Here is a 13,757-nt window from a genome sequence, read left to right as displayed (position 1 = left end):
CCATGGACCCGGCAACGCCCTTCATCCGCCGGCCGGTCGCGACCACGCTCTTGACCTTCGGGCTTGCGGCGGCGGGCATGGTGGCGTTCTTCAAGCTACCGGTCTCGCCGCTGCCGCAGGTCGACTTCCCGACCATCGCGGTGCAGGCGACGCTACCGGGCGCGAGCCCCGAGGATGTCGCGACCACGGTCGCAAGCCCGCTCGAGCGCCATCTCGGCCAGATCGCCGACGTCACCGAGATGACCTCGCAAAGCACAGTGGGCTCGACGCGGATCACCCTGCAGTTCGGGCTGAACCGCGACATCAACGGCGCGGCGCGCGACGTGCAGGCCGCGATCAACGCCGCCCGCGCCGACCTTCCGACCAGCCTGCGCAGCAATCCGACCTACCGCAAGGTCAACCCCGCCGACGCGCCGATCCTGATCCTGACGCTGACCTCCGACACGCTCACGCGCGGCGACCTCTATGACGCCGCCTCCACCGTGCTGGCGCAAAAGCTTTCGCAGGTCGAAGGGATCGGCGAGGTCGTGGTCGGTGGCAGCTCGCTGCCTGCGGTGCGCGTCGACCTCGTTCCGCAGGCGCTCTACAAATACGGCATCGGGCTCGAGGACGTGCGCGCCGCGCTCGCCAGCGCCAATGCGCACAGCCCCAAGGGCGGGATCGACGTCGGCGAGCGGCGCTACCAGATCTACGCCAACGACCAGGCCAACAAGGCCGACGACTACAAGTCAATGGTCATCGCCTATCGCAATGGCGCGGCCGTGCATCTTTCCGATGTCGGGGAGGTCACCGATTCCGTAGAGAATTTGCGCAATGCCGGCCTCGCCAACGGCAAGCCCGCCGTCCTGATCATCCTGTACCGGCAGCCGAATGCCAACATCATCAGCACGGTCGATCTGGTCAAGGCGCTGATGCCCCAGCTCAGGGCCTCGGTCTCGCCCGCGATCGACATCGATCTCGCGGTCGACCGCTCGACCACCATCCGCACCTCGCTGCATGACGTCGAGCGGACTCTGGTCCTTGCCGTGCTGCTGGTGATCCTCGTGGTGTTCTCGTTCCTGCGCAACGCCCGCGCGACGCTGATCCCGGTGGTCGCGGTCTCGGTGTCGCTGGTCGCGACCTTCGGCGTCATGTATCTCGTCGGCTACAGCCTCGACAATCTGTCGCTGATGGCGCTGACGGTGGCGACCGGCTTTGTCGTCGACGACGCCATCGTTGTGCTCGAAAACGTCACCCGCTATATCGAGCACGGGATGTCGCCGTTTGAGGCGGCGCTGAAGGGCGCTGGCGAGGTCGGCTTCACCGTGCTTTCGATGAGCATCTCGCTGATCGCGGTGTTCATCCCGATCCTGCTGATGGGCGGCATCGTCGGCCGGCTGTTCCGCGAATTCGCGATGACGATCTCGATCTCCATCCTGATCTCGCTTGCGGTCTCGCTCGCGACCACGCCGATGATGTGCTCGGTGCTGCTGCGCCGGGAAAGCAGCCGGGCACACGGCTGGCTCTATCGCGCCAGCGAGCGCTTTTTCGAAGCGATGCTCAGCTTCTATCGGCGGACGCTCTCGGCCGCACTCGCGCACCCGAGATCCGTGATGCTGATCCTTGCCGCGGTGCTGGGGCTCAACTTCTATCTCTACGGCGTGATCCCCAAGGGCTTCTTTCCCCAACAAGACACCGGCCGGCTGGTCGGCTCGATCCAGGCGGACCAGAGCATTTCGTTCCAGTTGATGCAGCAGAAGCTGACTCAATTCGTCACCATCATCAAGCACGATCCCGCGGTGGAGGCCGTCGTCGGATTCACCGGCAGCAACCAAACCAATTCCGGTTTCGTTTTCGTCTCGCTGCGCCCGCTCGACCAGCGGAAAGTCGGCGCCGACCAGGTGATCGCGCGGCTACGGCGCGAGCTCGCCACCGTGCCCGGGGCGACCCTGTTCCTGCAGTCGGTGCAGGACATCCGCGTCGGGGGACGGGTATCCAGCGCGCAGTACCAGTACACGCTGCAAAGCCCGACGCTGGAAGAGCTCAACGAATGGACGCCGAAGATCACGGCGGCGCTGCAGCGCGAGCCCAATCTCGCAGACGTCAACAGCGACCAGCAGGACAAGGGGCTCGAATCCAACCTGGTCATCGATCGCGACGCCGCGGCGCGGCTCGGAATCACCGTCAGCCAGATCGACAACACGCTCTATGACGCGTTCGGCCAGCGCCAGGTCTCGACCATCTATGTCGCGCGCAACCAGTATCACGTGATCATGGAGGTGGCGCCGTCCTACTGGCAGAATCCGGAGACGCTCAAGGACGTCTATATCAGCACCTCGGGCGGCTCCGTCGGCGGCTCGCAGGCGACCAACGCGGTGGCGGGAACGGTGGTGGCGCCTGGAATATCAAGCGCGGCCAACTCGGCCAACGCACAGGCCGCACGCAATCTTGCAACCAATTCGATCGGGTCGACCGGCAAAGGCGTGGCCTCGACCGGCGCGGCGGTCAGCACCAGCAGCGAAACGATGATCCCGCTTTCAGCGGTCGCGCATTTCGGTCGGGGCGCAACGCCGCTCTCCGTCAACCATCAGGGACTTCTCGTCGCCAACACGATCTCCTTCAACCTGCCTCCCAACGTGTCACTCGGCAGCGCCGTCAGCACCATCGAGGCCACCATGAACCGGATCGGCGTGCCCGCGACGATCCGCGGCACCTTCCAGGGCACGGCAAAGGTCTTCCAGGATTCGCTCAGCAATCAGCCGCTGCTCATCCTGGCCGCTTTGGTGACCATCTATATCGTGCTCGGCGTGCTCTATGAGAGCTACATCCATCCCCTGACCATCCTCTCGACGCTGCCGTCGGCCGGCGTGGGCGCGCTGCTGGCCCTGATCGCGTTCCGTACCGAGTTCAGCATCATGGCGCTGATCGGCGTGATCCTGCTGATCGGCATCGTCAAGAAGAACGCGATCATGATGATCGACTTTGCGCTCGACGCCGAACGCAAGCGCGGCCTCGATCCGCTCGAAGCCATTCGCGAAGCCTGCCTCCTCCGGTTCCGCCCGATCATGATGACGACCATGGCCGCCCTGCTCGGCGCAGTGCCGCTTGCCATCGGAATGGGCGATGGCGGCGAATTACGCCAGCCGCTCGGCATCGCCATCGTGGGCGGCCTCATCCTCAGCCAGATGCTGACACTTTATTCGACACCTGTGATCTATTTGTATCTGGACAGGTTCCGGCTCTGGGGCCAACGTCGAAGGGGCAATGCGCCTCCCAACCTGCCAAAGTCCTCACTGCAGCCAGGCGAGTGAGATGTCGAAATCCCCGGTGGTACGCGTCCGACACCGAAGTCTGGCCCGGGCGATTTTGCCGTGGGGGGACGGTCGCATCCGCGCGATGTCCGCTTTGATCGCACTCGCGCTCGGCCCCGGCTTGTCCGGCTGCATCCTGGGATCGGAACGGCCCGAGCTCAATCTCGAAGTGCCGGAGAAATATCGCGCGGCAAGTTCGGCGAGTCCCGATGCCGCGGTCCCGGTCCTGGACTGGTGGCGCGGCTTCGGCTCCGGCGAACTGACGTCGCTGATGGACGCGGCGCAGATCAGCAATCTCGACGTTGCAGTTGCGGTCGCCCAGGTCGTGCAGGCCGACGCCCAGGTGGGCGTGGCGGGTTCGCCGCTATTGCCGTCGCTAACCGGAGCAGCCAGCGCCGAGCGCGCGCATTTCGGCTCCACAAGCAGCGCCAGCAGCAGCAACCTTGGCGGGGGCGTCACCGGGACCGGAGGCGGACGCGGCGGCGGAAGTTCGAACTTCTCGCAATTCAGCACCAGCCTGACTGCGAGCTACATGCTCGACTTCTGGGGCAAGAACCAGGCAGCCCTCCTTGCAGCGGAAGAAAGCGCGACGGCATCGAGATATAATCGCGAGGTGGTCACGCTGACCGCGATCGTCACGGTGGCCAACACGTACTTCCAGATTCTAGCGGCGCAGGACGAGTTGCGGGTGACGCGCCAGAACCTCGCAGCGGCCGAGCGAATCCTTGCGCTGATCAAGACGCAGTTCGCCGGCGGAACGGCCTCGCAGCTCGACGTTTCGCAACAGGAGGCGCTGGCAGGAACGCAGCGGGCGGCGATTCCGCCTCTCGAAGTCACCATCGGTCAGAACATTGCCGCGCTCGCGGTGCTTGTTGGACGAGCACCGGCGAACTTCACGGTGCGGGGCGGATCCACCAGCCGCATCAAGGTGCCTCGGGTGACCCCCGGCCTGCCATCGGAACTGCTTTACCAACGGCCGGACATCCGCCAGGCAGAGGCGCTGCTTGCGGCATCGAACTTCAGCGTCGAGCAGGCTCGCGCGGCATTCTTTCCGCAGATCCAGCTCACCGGCACCGGCGGATTCCAGAGCAGCGCGCTGGCCTCGCTGTTCACGCCAGGGGCGGCGTTCTCCACCCTTACGGCCAGCCTCGCGCAACCGATTTTCGACGGCTTCTTGCTCGAGAGCCAGTTGAAGCAGGCGAAGGGCGTGCAGCTTCAGAACCTGCAGGCCTATCGCAAGGCGGTTCTGTCGGCATTCTCTGATGTCGAGAAGGCGCTCATTGCGTTGCAAAAGTTCACGCTGCAGGAGCGGCTGCAAGCGCAGGTCGTTGCGAGCTCACAAACGGCGTTCGATGTGGCGGAGAAGCAATTGCGGGGCGGGACGATCAATCTGATTACGGTCCTGCAGGCCGAACAGACGCTCTTCACCGCGGAAGTTACGCTGGTTCAGGTGCGGCTCTCGAAATTGTTGGCGGCAAGCAGTCTGTTTCAGGCGCTCGGCGGCGGCTGGACGCCGGCCGGGACGTTGGTCTCGCTACAATGATGTCCGCCTTCGCCGCATTGGTTTGCGTTTGCCGTGCCGCAAATGGGTGTATCGGATGAAGAAAACCGGCTTGCTTGTGATGGCGCTCGCTCTGGCAGCACTCGAAGCAGCGTCAGCGGCTGCACAGCAAAGCGCGCCCTCGCTTCGGTTTGGGATGAAGCCCGATGAGGTCGCTGGCACGCTCGGCGTGCCCTTGACCTATGTGCGAGGGCGCCGCGGCAGCGAACTCTATCTGGCGCTGCCCAATGTCAAGGGAAGCGCATTCGCGAGCCGAAGCGACGGGCTCTATCTGCAGTTTCGCAACGGAAAGCTTGCGGGTTGGAAGGGCGACTGGGGCACGATCCGGCCATAAGGAAAGCCAATGGGTAGATTGAAGATCGTAATTTGCGCGGCGATCCTGGCAGCGATCCCTATCTCGCCGGGATCGGCGACCGAGTTTGGGTATCGCGTCATACGATACGGCCAGACGAGCGGCTGGTTCTATGACAACCGCAATGATAATCGCGACTTCCCGACCAATGGTGTGTTTCCGGGCAATTTTGCCGCGCAGCCTAATGTTGCGTGGACCGGCGCCGCAGGCTTTCTCGAGAGCACGCCTCAGCGCTCGGCTTCTCCTTATCCATCGCAAGTCGTGTTCGGCACCGTTAGCCGCAGCAGACGATCGAAGAAGTGATCTCGACGTCACTTCAGCTATCGACCAAGCGATCGATGTAACGCCGTCTCGCGCCACTTCAACGACGCGCGAGGTTCGCGCGTCGTTACCTTGGGGTGGCGCGGTGGCTTTCAAGCAAAGCCCGATCAACTGCGGCTTTCACTTAGTTGTAACCGCTGGTGCCGGGCGACGAGCCACCGAATTGAGAATCGCCGGTGCCGCTCAACGTGGTCGGACCATCCGGATCGCCGTTCGGATTGCCGTAGTTCGGATGCAAGACGACCGGCGGAGCAGCCTCTCTGTATATCGGATAGCTCCTGACCACCGGTTCTTGACGCGCCGTATTGGCAAAAGCGTATGTGCTTGAGAGCATGGACGCAGCGACCAATGCTACCATTGCGACTTTCATGGCTTTGTCCTTTCGAGTGGTGACATAAAGAACGTTACACAGAGAAAGGTGGGGCTCTTTCTCGTCGCTCCCACTAAATTCGCGTTTAGGAACGCGGCACAACCGGCATAAGGAATTTCTGGCTACTGAAAGCGTTTCGCTCGCGTTTCGCTGCTTCGTGATGATAGTCGCGCCACGTATCCTGTTGGCGATCTCTCACGTTCCCGCCGTCAACTCGAGTTGAGGAATCGTAAAGCAGAATTTAGTGGGATGCGCGCGCAGGCCGCTTAGATCTTGGATCGAAAGCTCCGAGCATTCGGACAACCCCAATACGAGAAACTCGTATTTGACGGCGCGCACCGCCTGGCGGTGCGCCATGCGGACCTGCGCGCCCCGATCGAGCTTTCGTATCGATCGATGGAGAATTTCGATGACCTCACTCAAGATCCTCGCGGCCGCCGCGCTGCTATCGGCAACGGCTGCAACACCAGTATTCGCTCAGGCGGCTATCCAGGAGCCCGGACTGTACGCGTTCTATCATCCCAATGCAGACCTTCTGAACGGCGGCGCGCCCACGCCTGCGGCCAGACTGGAGTCAGAGCCGCCTTCTGCTCTGCAATACTATAACGAAGAGGCCAGCGGCATCGACACCTGCGCGCAGCGCCACCGCTCGTACAATCCCGCGACCGGCACATTCCTTGGCCGCGACCGTCATCGCTATCGGTGCGAGTGATGACCCTCTTCTGCTTCTGCGGTCTGAAACCAGGAGCCGCTGTGCGATTGTAATGCCCATCAATTGGCGGTAGACAAGTATGCTCCTTGCCCGAAGAGGCTGTCCCCGTGTGATGTAGAGGTCCGGCCTGCGCCGTTCCTTCGCCCAAGCGGATACCCGAAAATTCGAGACTGGCTTGGGTTGGGACGTTGGAGGAAACCTTAGGAGAGGGACATGGCGCGCAACATTCTGATCCTGGGAGCCTCGTACGGCTCATTGCTCGCGACGAAGCTGCTGATGGCCGGTCACAACGTGACGCTGGTTTGTCGCAAGAAGACCGCAGAGCTCATCAATCGCGACGGTACCGAGGTTCGCATTAAGCTGCGTGACGAGCCGACGCACCGGTCGATCTTCTCGCGCGATCTACCCGGGACCTTGGACGCGGCACCGCCCGCAGACGTCGACCTCTCCCGTTACGATCTGGTTGGCCTTGCCATGCAGGAGCCGCAATACACCAACCATACGATCCGGGTTCTGATGATCAAGATCGCCGAGGCGAAGCTGCCTTGCCTTTCGATCATGAACATGCCGCCGTTGCCCTATCTCAAACGGATCCCGGCGCTGTCGGACATGGACCTCGAAGAGGCCTATACCAATGCGCAGGTATGGGAGCGCTTCAAGCCGGGACTGGTCTCGCTCTGCTCGCCTGATCCTCAGGCCTTCCGTCCGCCGGACGAGGCGGCGAATGTCCTTCATGTCGGCCTGCCGACAAACTTCAAGGCAGCGGCATTTGCGGATGAGACGCATAACCGGCTGCTTCGCGAACTGGAGGCGGACATCGACGCGGTGAAGCTGGATGGCCAGGATGTTCCGGTGAAGCTCAAGGTGTTCGACTCGCTGTTGTCCCGCTGGCCAAATGGTCGATGCTGTTGACCGGCAATTACCGCTGCATCACGCCGCAGGAGCCGCAATCGATCCGCGACGCGGTGCACGCCGATCTGAAGCGCTCGCCGTCGATCTATGAGCATGTCGATGCGGTCGCGCGGCGCCTGGGAGCCGACCCGAAGGATCAGGTGCCGTTCGAGAAATACGCCAAAGCGGCGGAAAGCCTTCTCAAGCCCTCATCGGCGGCGCGCGCGGTGGCGAGCGGAGCGCCCTTCATCGAGCGGGTCGACCTGCTCGTGAAGCTGATTTCGCATCAGCTTGGCGCGCCCAATGCCGAGATCGATCGTACGGTCCAGATCGTAGATCAGAAGCTCAATGAGAAGATCGTGGAGGGCGGATCCAGCGCGCTGTGACGTGCTGCTCCGTGCGATCCAGAAATCTTTCCGTTTCGCGGTCAACTATCTTCACGGCCACTACAGCATCGAGAACAACCGCGAGGCCTTCGCGCGCGGCGGCATCACTGTGTGTTCACGCTGGGACTGCTTGAAACCGCGCGGCCATTCCGCGCCCTCAAGACAATCCCCTCGTGGTCAAAGGAAGAGCATCATGACGATGAACAGACGAGCTTTTTCGACCGCTCTGCTTGCCGGCGCAGCGGCCTCGCTGATCTCCACTCGCGGCATGGCCGCAAACGCAACCCCGCCGAAGGCGCGCAACGTCGTGCTCGTGCATGGACTGTTCGCCGACGGCTCGTGCTGGTCGGAGGTGATCGCGCGATTGCAGACGACCGACCTCAACGTGACCTCCGTGCAAAATCCGCTGACCACGCTGCCTGAAGCGGTCGCGTCAGCCGAGCGCGTGCTGGCACGGCAGGACGGCCCGACGGTTCTGGTCGGCCATTCCTTCTCCGGCATGATCGTCACCGAGGCCGGCGTGCATCCGAACGTCTCGGCGCTCGTCTATGTGGCGGCGCGTGCGCCGGATGCCGGCGAGGACTACACTGCGCTCGCGAAGACCTATCCGACCCCGCCGGCGACGGCCGGCATCGTGTTCGACGGTGATGAAGGACGGCTTTCCGAGGAGGCTTTCCTGCGCGATTTCGCAGGCGACCTGCCGGAGGCGAAGGCCAAGGTGCTCTATGCAGTCCAGCAGCCGTTCCACAAAACCCTGCTCGCCGGCAAGACCACGAACGCGGCCTGGCGATCAAAGCCGAGCTATTACGCCGTCTCGACCGAGGACCGCACGATCAATCCGGACCTCGAACGATTCATGGCCAAGCGCATGGGAGCCAAGACCATAGAGGTCAAGGCGAGTCACCTGTCGCTGATCTCTCAACCTGACGAAATCACGCAACTGATCCTGGAGGCCGCCGGCCAACGCCCATGAGGTGAACACACTTGGGATGGCCGCGCTCTCGACATGATCGAGGCCGGGAAGAGACGAGCGGCGGTCTGACGCGCTCGTAGGCTGCAGGGCATGCAAAACAGGAAAGGAGTAAAGAACAATGAAACGTTTCGGATCCGCCGCCTGGAATGGCAGCCTGCGCGAAGGCAAGGGTTCGGTCTCCACCGAGAGCCGCGCGCTGGACAATCATCCCTACACCTTCTTCAGCCGCTACGGCGAGAAGCCGGGCACCAATCCGGAGGAGCTGTTAGGTGCAGCGCATGCCGCGTGCTTCACCATGTCATTCGTCAGGCAGCTCGGTCAGGCGAATTTCGTGCCGGAGCACGTGGACAGCAAATCGGAAATCACCATCGAGAAGGACGGGGACGGCTTTTCGATCACCTCGGCGCATCTCACCACCACGGCGAAGATACCGGGCATCGACCACGACACGTTCCAGTCGATCGCCGCAAGCGCAAAAGCCGGCTGCCCCGTCTCCAAGCTGATGAAGGTTGAGATTGATTTTAGTGCCACACTCGTTTCGTGAGGCTGCATGATCGCATAACGATTCACCTCGCACCGACAGCGGTCATGCAGGGAATCGAGTGCTTGCGGTTTTGTATCGAAAAACGGCGAAGCGTCCCATGCGCCCGGGCGGCAAGACGCAGCGCTTCACGACCGTGCGGTTGATGAAGTAGCGGGCAGGAGCCGGATGAGATCCGGTTCAGCCTGCCGCTTTCGTGCCCCCGAAACAAAAAAGTCGAAAACAACCCCATGCACAGTAGCCGCTTCGCGGCGAAGCGACCAAGTCCTGCACTAGGCGGCGAGACACTCTGCTCGCAGCGGTGGCTCTTGCGCAACAGCTAAACTAATTCGCTTCCCCTTTTTCGTCGCTGCACCGCCCAGTCCGACTTCTTCGCATTCGGACATCTGCTGGATGATCTGAACAGCCAACTCTGTTTGCCCTCGTTGCGAGAGCATTCCAAGACGGTTGAACGCCGCGATCATGGCTCCGTGCAGTGATTGATCCTTGCAACGAGGGCGACTTCCAGAGGAGGAACGGGTCAACGTAGAGGGGAAGATCCTCTTCAAGAAAGGGAATGGCGAAGTCCACGTTGGCTTGGGCAACGTCGATGCCGTGGAATTCAGTTAAGCGCGGGCGAACAAGGGCCATTTTCAGACTGAAGTAGCGTGAACCCAGAGTATTCGGCAACTCGCGGTTGGCCCAAATCCCCTGATGAATTCTGTGCAGCCGCGTCTCGGAGAGGTCTAAGGCCGCCTGTTAGTGACGCCAGACCTTCACCGCTGACACCAGCAGCAGCTGGCGGCTCTATGCCAGCGTCGCACGAAGCGTTGGAAAGAAAATGGATATTGGGGTCTCAACCGCTTCAGGAGCTTCGAGCGCTCGCCTTATGTGAGAGGATATGTCCGTTTGATATGTGCTAATGCGCGGCGCGAACGAATAGATATCCGACGTGTCGATGATGACGGTCCTCATCTGGTTGACGTCGAATGGTATCGTGTCCGCCTTCCGAACAATCTGTACAATAGGCAGTCGCATCATATGGCGAATTGCCAGCTCATAGAAGACGTTTGGATTGTGATAGGACATATCGACAATTACAAGTCGGGCTTTGACCAGAAATTCCATAATCTGCTTCGTGATCATCCCCGGCTTATCTATCTGATCGGCACGCACCAGTGACAACCCAAATGACGCTACGGCTGGTTCGATGAGTGTGCCCATGAACAGGTCGGAGTGCTGGCGGTACTCACTGTCAGCAGCGCCGATAGGACTGATGTAAAAGCACGTAGCTTCGAATTTGGCGTGGTCCGCGGTGATGACAGCGCGCCAGCCGATGGCGGCGTTATTGGTGGTAGACCGGCTGACAAAGACGTTCCCAGCGTCGTCTGTCCTGCGGGTTGCTGAACAGCATCCACCGCAGCGTCTTTCGAGACGAGACGCTCAGCACCCGACAGCATCGCTAACAGGCCGACATATCGCGCATTAAGGATGAATGTTTCAACCGCCTCCGGGGCGGCGTCTTTACTTTCACCCAGTTCCATAGCCGTATCGATTAGAGCGGTCTTCGCTGGTAAGGCCCGGCCAACAAATCGCTCATGGAGCTTCGCGAAAATCTCGATATCCTCTATCGATAGCTTGATTTTTGCACGAAGCTGGTCTCGTGCTGGTATCTGCGGGTCAACAGTACGTACACCGTCTTGCGTCAATTCGAGCGTTTCGCTGGCATAATTGCCTTTGATGAGCCCGTACTTGTTCGCGTTGGTCACCAACATGCGGCTAGCGCCGCTGTCTGGCGACTTACCGATATGGTCGAACAGCGACAGCCTGCGCACGGCTTCACCGCTTCCGAACTCGAACATGCTCTTCACAAAATCGATACTGTCCTCGAACGGAGCGGCCGGGAAGCTGCGTACGGTGCGCTTGCGCCGTGCGACCTCCTTCTCAACCTTGTCGTTTGCGGCTGTGATAGTGTCCGAAGTCGCCCCTGCCTTGCGTGCCATTCCGTGCCCCTTTCTTGCGGGTTCCCAGATAGCACTCGTGCAAATAGAGAAGCAACGGGACTACCACAGCCACGCCGGTGGATGAGCCAAGGCGGTGCAAGCGCCAGAGCGCTGCCATCCAACGGAGCACTTTCCGTTAGGGTCTGCACGGCCTTGCCGTTGTTCAGCTCGCGCGCAACTGCGGGCCTGCAAACCCTTGGGCTGCTCTGGCACCGTCTTGCGGGCACAGTACGTCCCGGCCTGTCCTTGATAACGCCCATCAATACGCGCACGATTAGCACCACCGCTTGTGACCACCACGCGGCAGCTAAGCGTTGTATCTGCGTTAGTTCTTGATTTCCAATAGGAGCTTGTGCGAATGGCGCGCCCGGAACGATTCGAACGTCCGACCCTCAGATTCGTAGTCTGATGCTCTATCCAGCTGAGCTACGGGCGCGTTTTCGCGTGAGGGGCGTGAAAGCCCGAGGTGCATCCGAGGAGGCTCGGACGCATCAGCGAAAGAGCGCTCTAGCTACAAGGTCCCGATCCCGTTGGCAAGGTCTGGGGTGGGGGTTCTCTGGGTTGATTTGGGCCGGAAGCGCGCCCCGGGCAGTGAAAGCCGGAGTTTCCGGCTATTCCGGCATACGCCTCAGGCCCGTGCGCGCTCGGTGCGGATGATCTGGAGTTCCACCGGCCGGTCGGGAATGGCGATGCGGAAGGTGGCGCCGATGGTGCCCTCGACCAGGTTGATCTCGCCGTCATGGGCGCGGATCAGCTCGGCGGCGATCGCAAGGCCGAGCCCGCTGCCGCCGGGGCGGCCGGACGTCTGGAACGCCTCGAACAGGTGATCGCGGGTCTTCTGGGGAACGCCGGGACCGGTGTCGGAGACCTCGACGATCGCGACCGTCCCCTCGCGGCGACCGGTGATGCGGATCTGCTGGGCACCGCCGTCGGTCGCCGGACGGCTCTCCAGCGCCTGCGCCGCGTTGCGCACGAGGTTGAGCAGCACGCGGAATAGCTGGTCCGGATCGGCGTCGATCGCGAGCCCGCGCTCGATCGCGCTGATCCAGGTGATCGAGGCATCCGAGGCAAGCCCTGCCGATTCGCGCACCTCGACGACGACGGGCTCGACCAGGATCATGCGGCGGTCGGGCGCGGCCTCCTGAGCGCGGCCGTAGGACAATGTCGACTGGCAGAAGGCGATCGCGCGCTCGAGCGAACGCAGCAGTTTCGGCGCGAAGCGTTGCACCCTGGGATCGGGGACGCTTGCGAGCTGATCGGACAGAAGCTGCGAGGAGGCAAGCAGGTTGCGCAGATCGTGGTTGATCTTGGAGACGGCGAGCCCCAGCGCCGCCAGCCGGCTCTTCTGATGCAGCATCGAGACCAGGTCGCGCTGCATGTCGGACAGCTCGCGCTCAGCGACGCCGATCTCGTCACCACGTTGGCTCGGCACGATGATTCGCGCCGAACTTTCGGGGTTTTCGTGGAAACCGATCAGGCTCGCGGTCAGCCGCCGCATCGGGCGCACGAACAAATAATGCAGGGCGAGATAGACCAGGCCCGCGGTAAGGCCCGCGATCAGGAGCGCGACGATCAAGACGTTGCGTGAGAAGCGGTACATCGCCTGGCGCAGCGGCTTCTCGTCGATCACCACCTCGATGAACTGCGCCTGGCCCGGCGCCGGCCCGACCACGCGGATGGTCTGGTCGCCGTGCTCCAGCATGATCTGGAACGCATCGACGATCGCCGACCACACCGATATGTCGCGCAGGTCGACGTCATGGTCGATCGCAGCCGGCAGGTCGGCGCTGGCGAGCAGTCGCCGCTGCTGGCCCATCTTGATCGCCACCGCGCGGGCGCCGATGCTGGTGAGGATCTGGCGCGCCAGCGATTCGGGGACGTAGCCGGATGGCGCGGCATCGAGCACCAGCGCCGCGGTGTTGGCCGCGGCCAGCCGGTCGTTCAGCCGGTTGATCCGGAAGTTGGCGATCGCGGGCACAAAGATCAGCATCCCGGCGATCATCACCAGGGGGATCGTGAGCAGCAGAAGCTTGCCGGACAGGCCAAGCCGGTAAACCGGCTGCGCCCGAGACTTCTCCGTCGTCGGCTGATCGTCGGTCACTGACACGATATAGGCCTTCTTTGGCGCATGTTCAGCATGCTGCCGTGCACCATCGCCGGTCAAATTACGGATCGCTAATGTAAGCCGGTTCCATGAGCCCCGGATGCAGCCGGCTAAAGCCAGCCCACATATGCAACAACCCCACAGAATCAGGACTATTTCCGCGAATTACGACCTTTCGAAGAACCGCTTTTGCCGCACGGGGCGACATTGACGAAAAGGAGGCGCTCCCTTATAAGCCGCGCAAATTGTCCGCGATGGCCCGGTTTGCCGGGGG

At 62.1% G+C, this 13,757-nt stretch carries 13 protein-coding genes, 1 tRNA gene and 2 pseudogenes; 8 read left to right on the top strand and 8 right to left on the bottom strand.

All coding sequences use genetic code 11. The features are described 5' to 3' along the window. Positions 1 to 2 precede the first annotated feature (2 nt). The 4 genes from CWO89_RS06435 to CWO89_RS06420 all read left to right on the top strand — a co-directional run bounded on the left by CWO89_RS06435 (position 3) and on the right by CWO89_RS06420 (position 5,506). Complete coding sequence (locus CWO89_RS06435; protein WP_130577797.1) at positions 3 to 3,290, top strand: efflux RND transporter permease subunit; 3,288 nt, start codon at positions 3 to 5, stop codon at positions 3,288 to 3,290. Between the two features lie 85 nt (positions 3,291 to 3,375). Then, complete coding sequence (locus tag CWO89_RS06430; RefSeq protein WP_130577796.1) at positions 3,376 to 4,833, top strand: efflux transporter outer membrane subunit; 1,458 nt, start codon at positions 3,376 to 3,378, stop codon at positions 4,831 to 4,833. Between the two features lie 55 nt (positions 4,834 to 4,888). After that, on the top strand, positions 4,889 to 5,185 hold the full coding sequence (locus CWO89_RS06425; protein WP_130577795.1) for a hypothetical protein: 297 nt from the start codon (positions 4,889 to 4,891) through the stop codon (positions 5,183 to 5,185). A gap of 9 nt (positions 5,186 to 5,194) precedes the next feature. Then, entirely contained in the window at positions 5,195 to 5,506 is a 312-nt protein-coding gene (locus tag CWO89_RS06420) for a BA14K family protein (RefSeq protein ID WP_130577794.1), read from the top strand. A gap of 142 nt (positions 5,507 to 5,648) precedes the next feature. Here the strand turns inward: CWO89_RS06420 and CWO89_RS06415 are convergent, their stop codons facing one another. Together CWO89_RS06415 and CWO89_RS06410 are read right to left on the bottom strand one after the other, a co-directional pair. Further along, positions 5,649 to 5,894, bottom strand: coding sequence for a hypothetical protein (locus tag CWO89_RS06415; protein WP_130577793.1), 246 nt, complete (start codon positions 5,892 to 5,894; stop codon positions 5,649 to 5,651). Between the two features lie 195 nt (positions 5,895 to 6,089). After that, positions 6,090 to 6,317 carry a hypothetical protein gene (locus CWO89_RS06410; protein WP_130577792.1) on the bottom strand — a complete coding sequence of 76 codons (228 nt, stop codon included), beginning with the start codon at positions 6,315 to 6,317 and terminating at the stop codon, positions 6,090 to 6,092. Between CWO89_RS06410 and CWO89_RS06405 the strand changes: the two genes are divergently transcribed. The 4 genes and pseudogenes from CWO89_RS06405 to CWO89_RS06390 all read left to right on the top strand — a co-directional run bounded on the left by CWO89_RS06405 (position 6,304) and on the right by CWO89_RS06390 (position 9,400). Further along, positions 6,304 to 6,606 (top strand): BA14K family protein, encoded by a 303-nt coding sequence (locus tag CWO89_RS06405; RefSeq protein ID WP_130577791.1) that lies wholly within the window; start codon positions 6,304 to 6,306, stop codon positions 6,604 to 6,606. The genes CWO89_RS06410 and CWO89_RS06405 overlap by 14 nt on opposite strands. A gap of 213 nt (positions 6,607 to 6,819) precedes the next feature. Further along, positions 6,820 to 7,883, top strand: a pseudogene (locus CWO89_RS06400) (ketopantoate reductase family protein). A gap of 193 nt (positions 7,884 to 8,076) precedes the next feature. Further along, on the top strand, positions 8,077 to 8,856 hold the full coding sequence (locus CWO89_RS06395) for an alpha/beta fold hydrolase (protein WP_130577790.1): 780 nt from the start codon (positions 8,077 to 8,079) through the stop codon (positions 8,854 to 8,856). Positions 8,857 to 8,974: 118 nt separating this feature from the next. After that, on the top strand, positions 8,975 to 9,400 hold the full coding sequence (locus CWO89_RS06390) for an OsmC family protein (protein WP_130577789.1): 426 nt from the start codon (positions 8,975 to 8,977) through the stop codon (positions 9,398 to 9,400). Positions 9,401 to 9,669: 269 nt separating this feature from the next. Here CWO89_RS06390 and CWO89_RS06385 read toward each other — a convergent pair whose 3' ends face one another. From CWO89_RS06385 to CWO89_RS06370, 6 genes and pseudogenes are all read right to left on the bottom strand, one after another. Next, entirely contained in the window at positions 9,670 to 9,861 is a 192-nt protein-coding gene (locus CWO89_RS06385) for a hypothetical protein (protein ID WP_130577788.1), read from the bottom strand. A 34-nt stretch (positions 9,862 to 9,895) separates the two neighbouring features. Further along, a pseudogene (locus tag CWO89_RS49415) lies at positions 9,896 to 10,027 on the bottom strand (DUF8370 family protein); the annotation flags it as partial. 156 nt (positions 10,028 to 10,183) lie between these two features. Then, on the bottom strand, positions 10,184 to 10,600 hold the full coding sequence (locus CWO89_RS46845; protein WP_207234414.1) for a hypothetical protein: 417 nt from the start codon (positions 10,598 to 10,600) through the stop codon (positions 10,184 to 10,186). After that, positions 10,573 to 11,379, bottom strand: coding sequence for a hypothetical protein (locus tag CWO89_RS06380; protein WP_207234413.1), 807 nt, complete (start codon positions 11,377 to 11,379; stop codon positions 10,573 to 10,575). The genes CWO89_RS46845 and CWO89_RS06380 overlap by 28 nt, the downstream gene beginning before the upstream one ends. Positions 11,380 to 11,738: 359 nt before the next feature. Next, positions 11,739 to 11,815 (bottom strand) — tRNA-Arg (locus tag CWO89_RS06375). A 192-nt stretch (positions 11,816 to 12,007) separates the two neighbouring features. Beyond that, positions 12,008 to 13,486 carry a sensor histidine kinase gene (locus tag CWO89_RS06370; RefSeq protein WP_130577787.1) on the bottom strand — a complete coding sequence of 493 codons (1,479 nt, stop codon included), beginning with the start codon at positions 13,484 to 13,486 and terminating at the stop codon, positions 12,008 to 12,010. Between the last annotated feature and the right edge of the window lie 271 nt (positions 13,487 to 13,757).

The sequence above is a fragment of the Bradyrhizobium sp. Leo170 genome (genome assembly GCF_004296405.1).
GTDB lineage: Bacteria > Pseudomonadota > Alphaproteobacteria > Rhizobiales > Xanthobacteraceae > Bradyrhizobium.
Note: the sequence above shows the minus strand (reverse complement) of the source record. Positions and strands in the feature narration are given on the sequence as shown.

Coding starts and splice junctions, on each gene's coding strand:
- CWO89_RS06430 (WP_130577796.1), top strand. CDS start 3,376: ATGTCCGCTTTGATCGCACTCGCGCTCGGCCCCGGCTTGTCCGGCTGC.
- CWO89_RS06385 (WP_130577788.1), bottom strand. CDS start 9,861: ATGATCGCGGCGTTCAACCGTCTTGGAATGCTCTCGCAACGAGGGCAA.
- CWO89_RS06415 (WP_130577793.1), bottom strand. CDS start 5,894: ATGAAAGTCGCAATGGTAGCATTGGTCGCTGCGTCCATGCTCTCAAGC.
- CWO89_RS46845 (WP_207234414.1), bottom strand. CDS start 10,600: ATGGGCACACTCATCGAACCAGCCGTAGCGTCATTTGGGTTGTCACTG.
- CWO89_RS06395 (WP_130577790.1), top strand. CDS start 8,077: ATGACGATGAACAGACGAGCTTTTTCGACCGCTCTGCTTGCCGGCGCA.
- CWO89_RS06405 (WP_130577791.1), top strand. CDS start 6,304: ATGACCTCACTCAAGATCCTCGCGGCCGCCGCGCTGCTATCGGCAACG.
- CWO89_RS06435 (WP_130577797.1), top strand. CDS start 3: ATGGACCCGGCAACGCCCTTCATCCGCCGGCCGGTCGCGACCACGCTC.
- CWO89_RS06390 (WP_130577789.1), top strand. CDS start 8,975: ATGAAACGTTTCGGATCCGCCGCCTGGAATGGCAGCCTGCGCGAAGGC.
- CWO89_RS06380 (WP_207234413.1), bottom strand. CDS start 11,379: ATGGCACGCAAGGCAGGGGCGACTTCGGACACTATCACAGCCGCAAAC.
- CWO89_RS06420 (WP_130577794.1), top strand. CDS start 5,195: ATGGGTAGATTGAAGATCGTAATTTGCGCGGCGATCCTGGCAGCGATC.
- CWO89_RS06425 (WP_130577795.1), top strand. CDS start 4,889: ATGAAGAAAACCGGCTTGCTTGTGATGGCGCTCGCTCTGGCAGCACTC.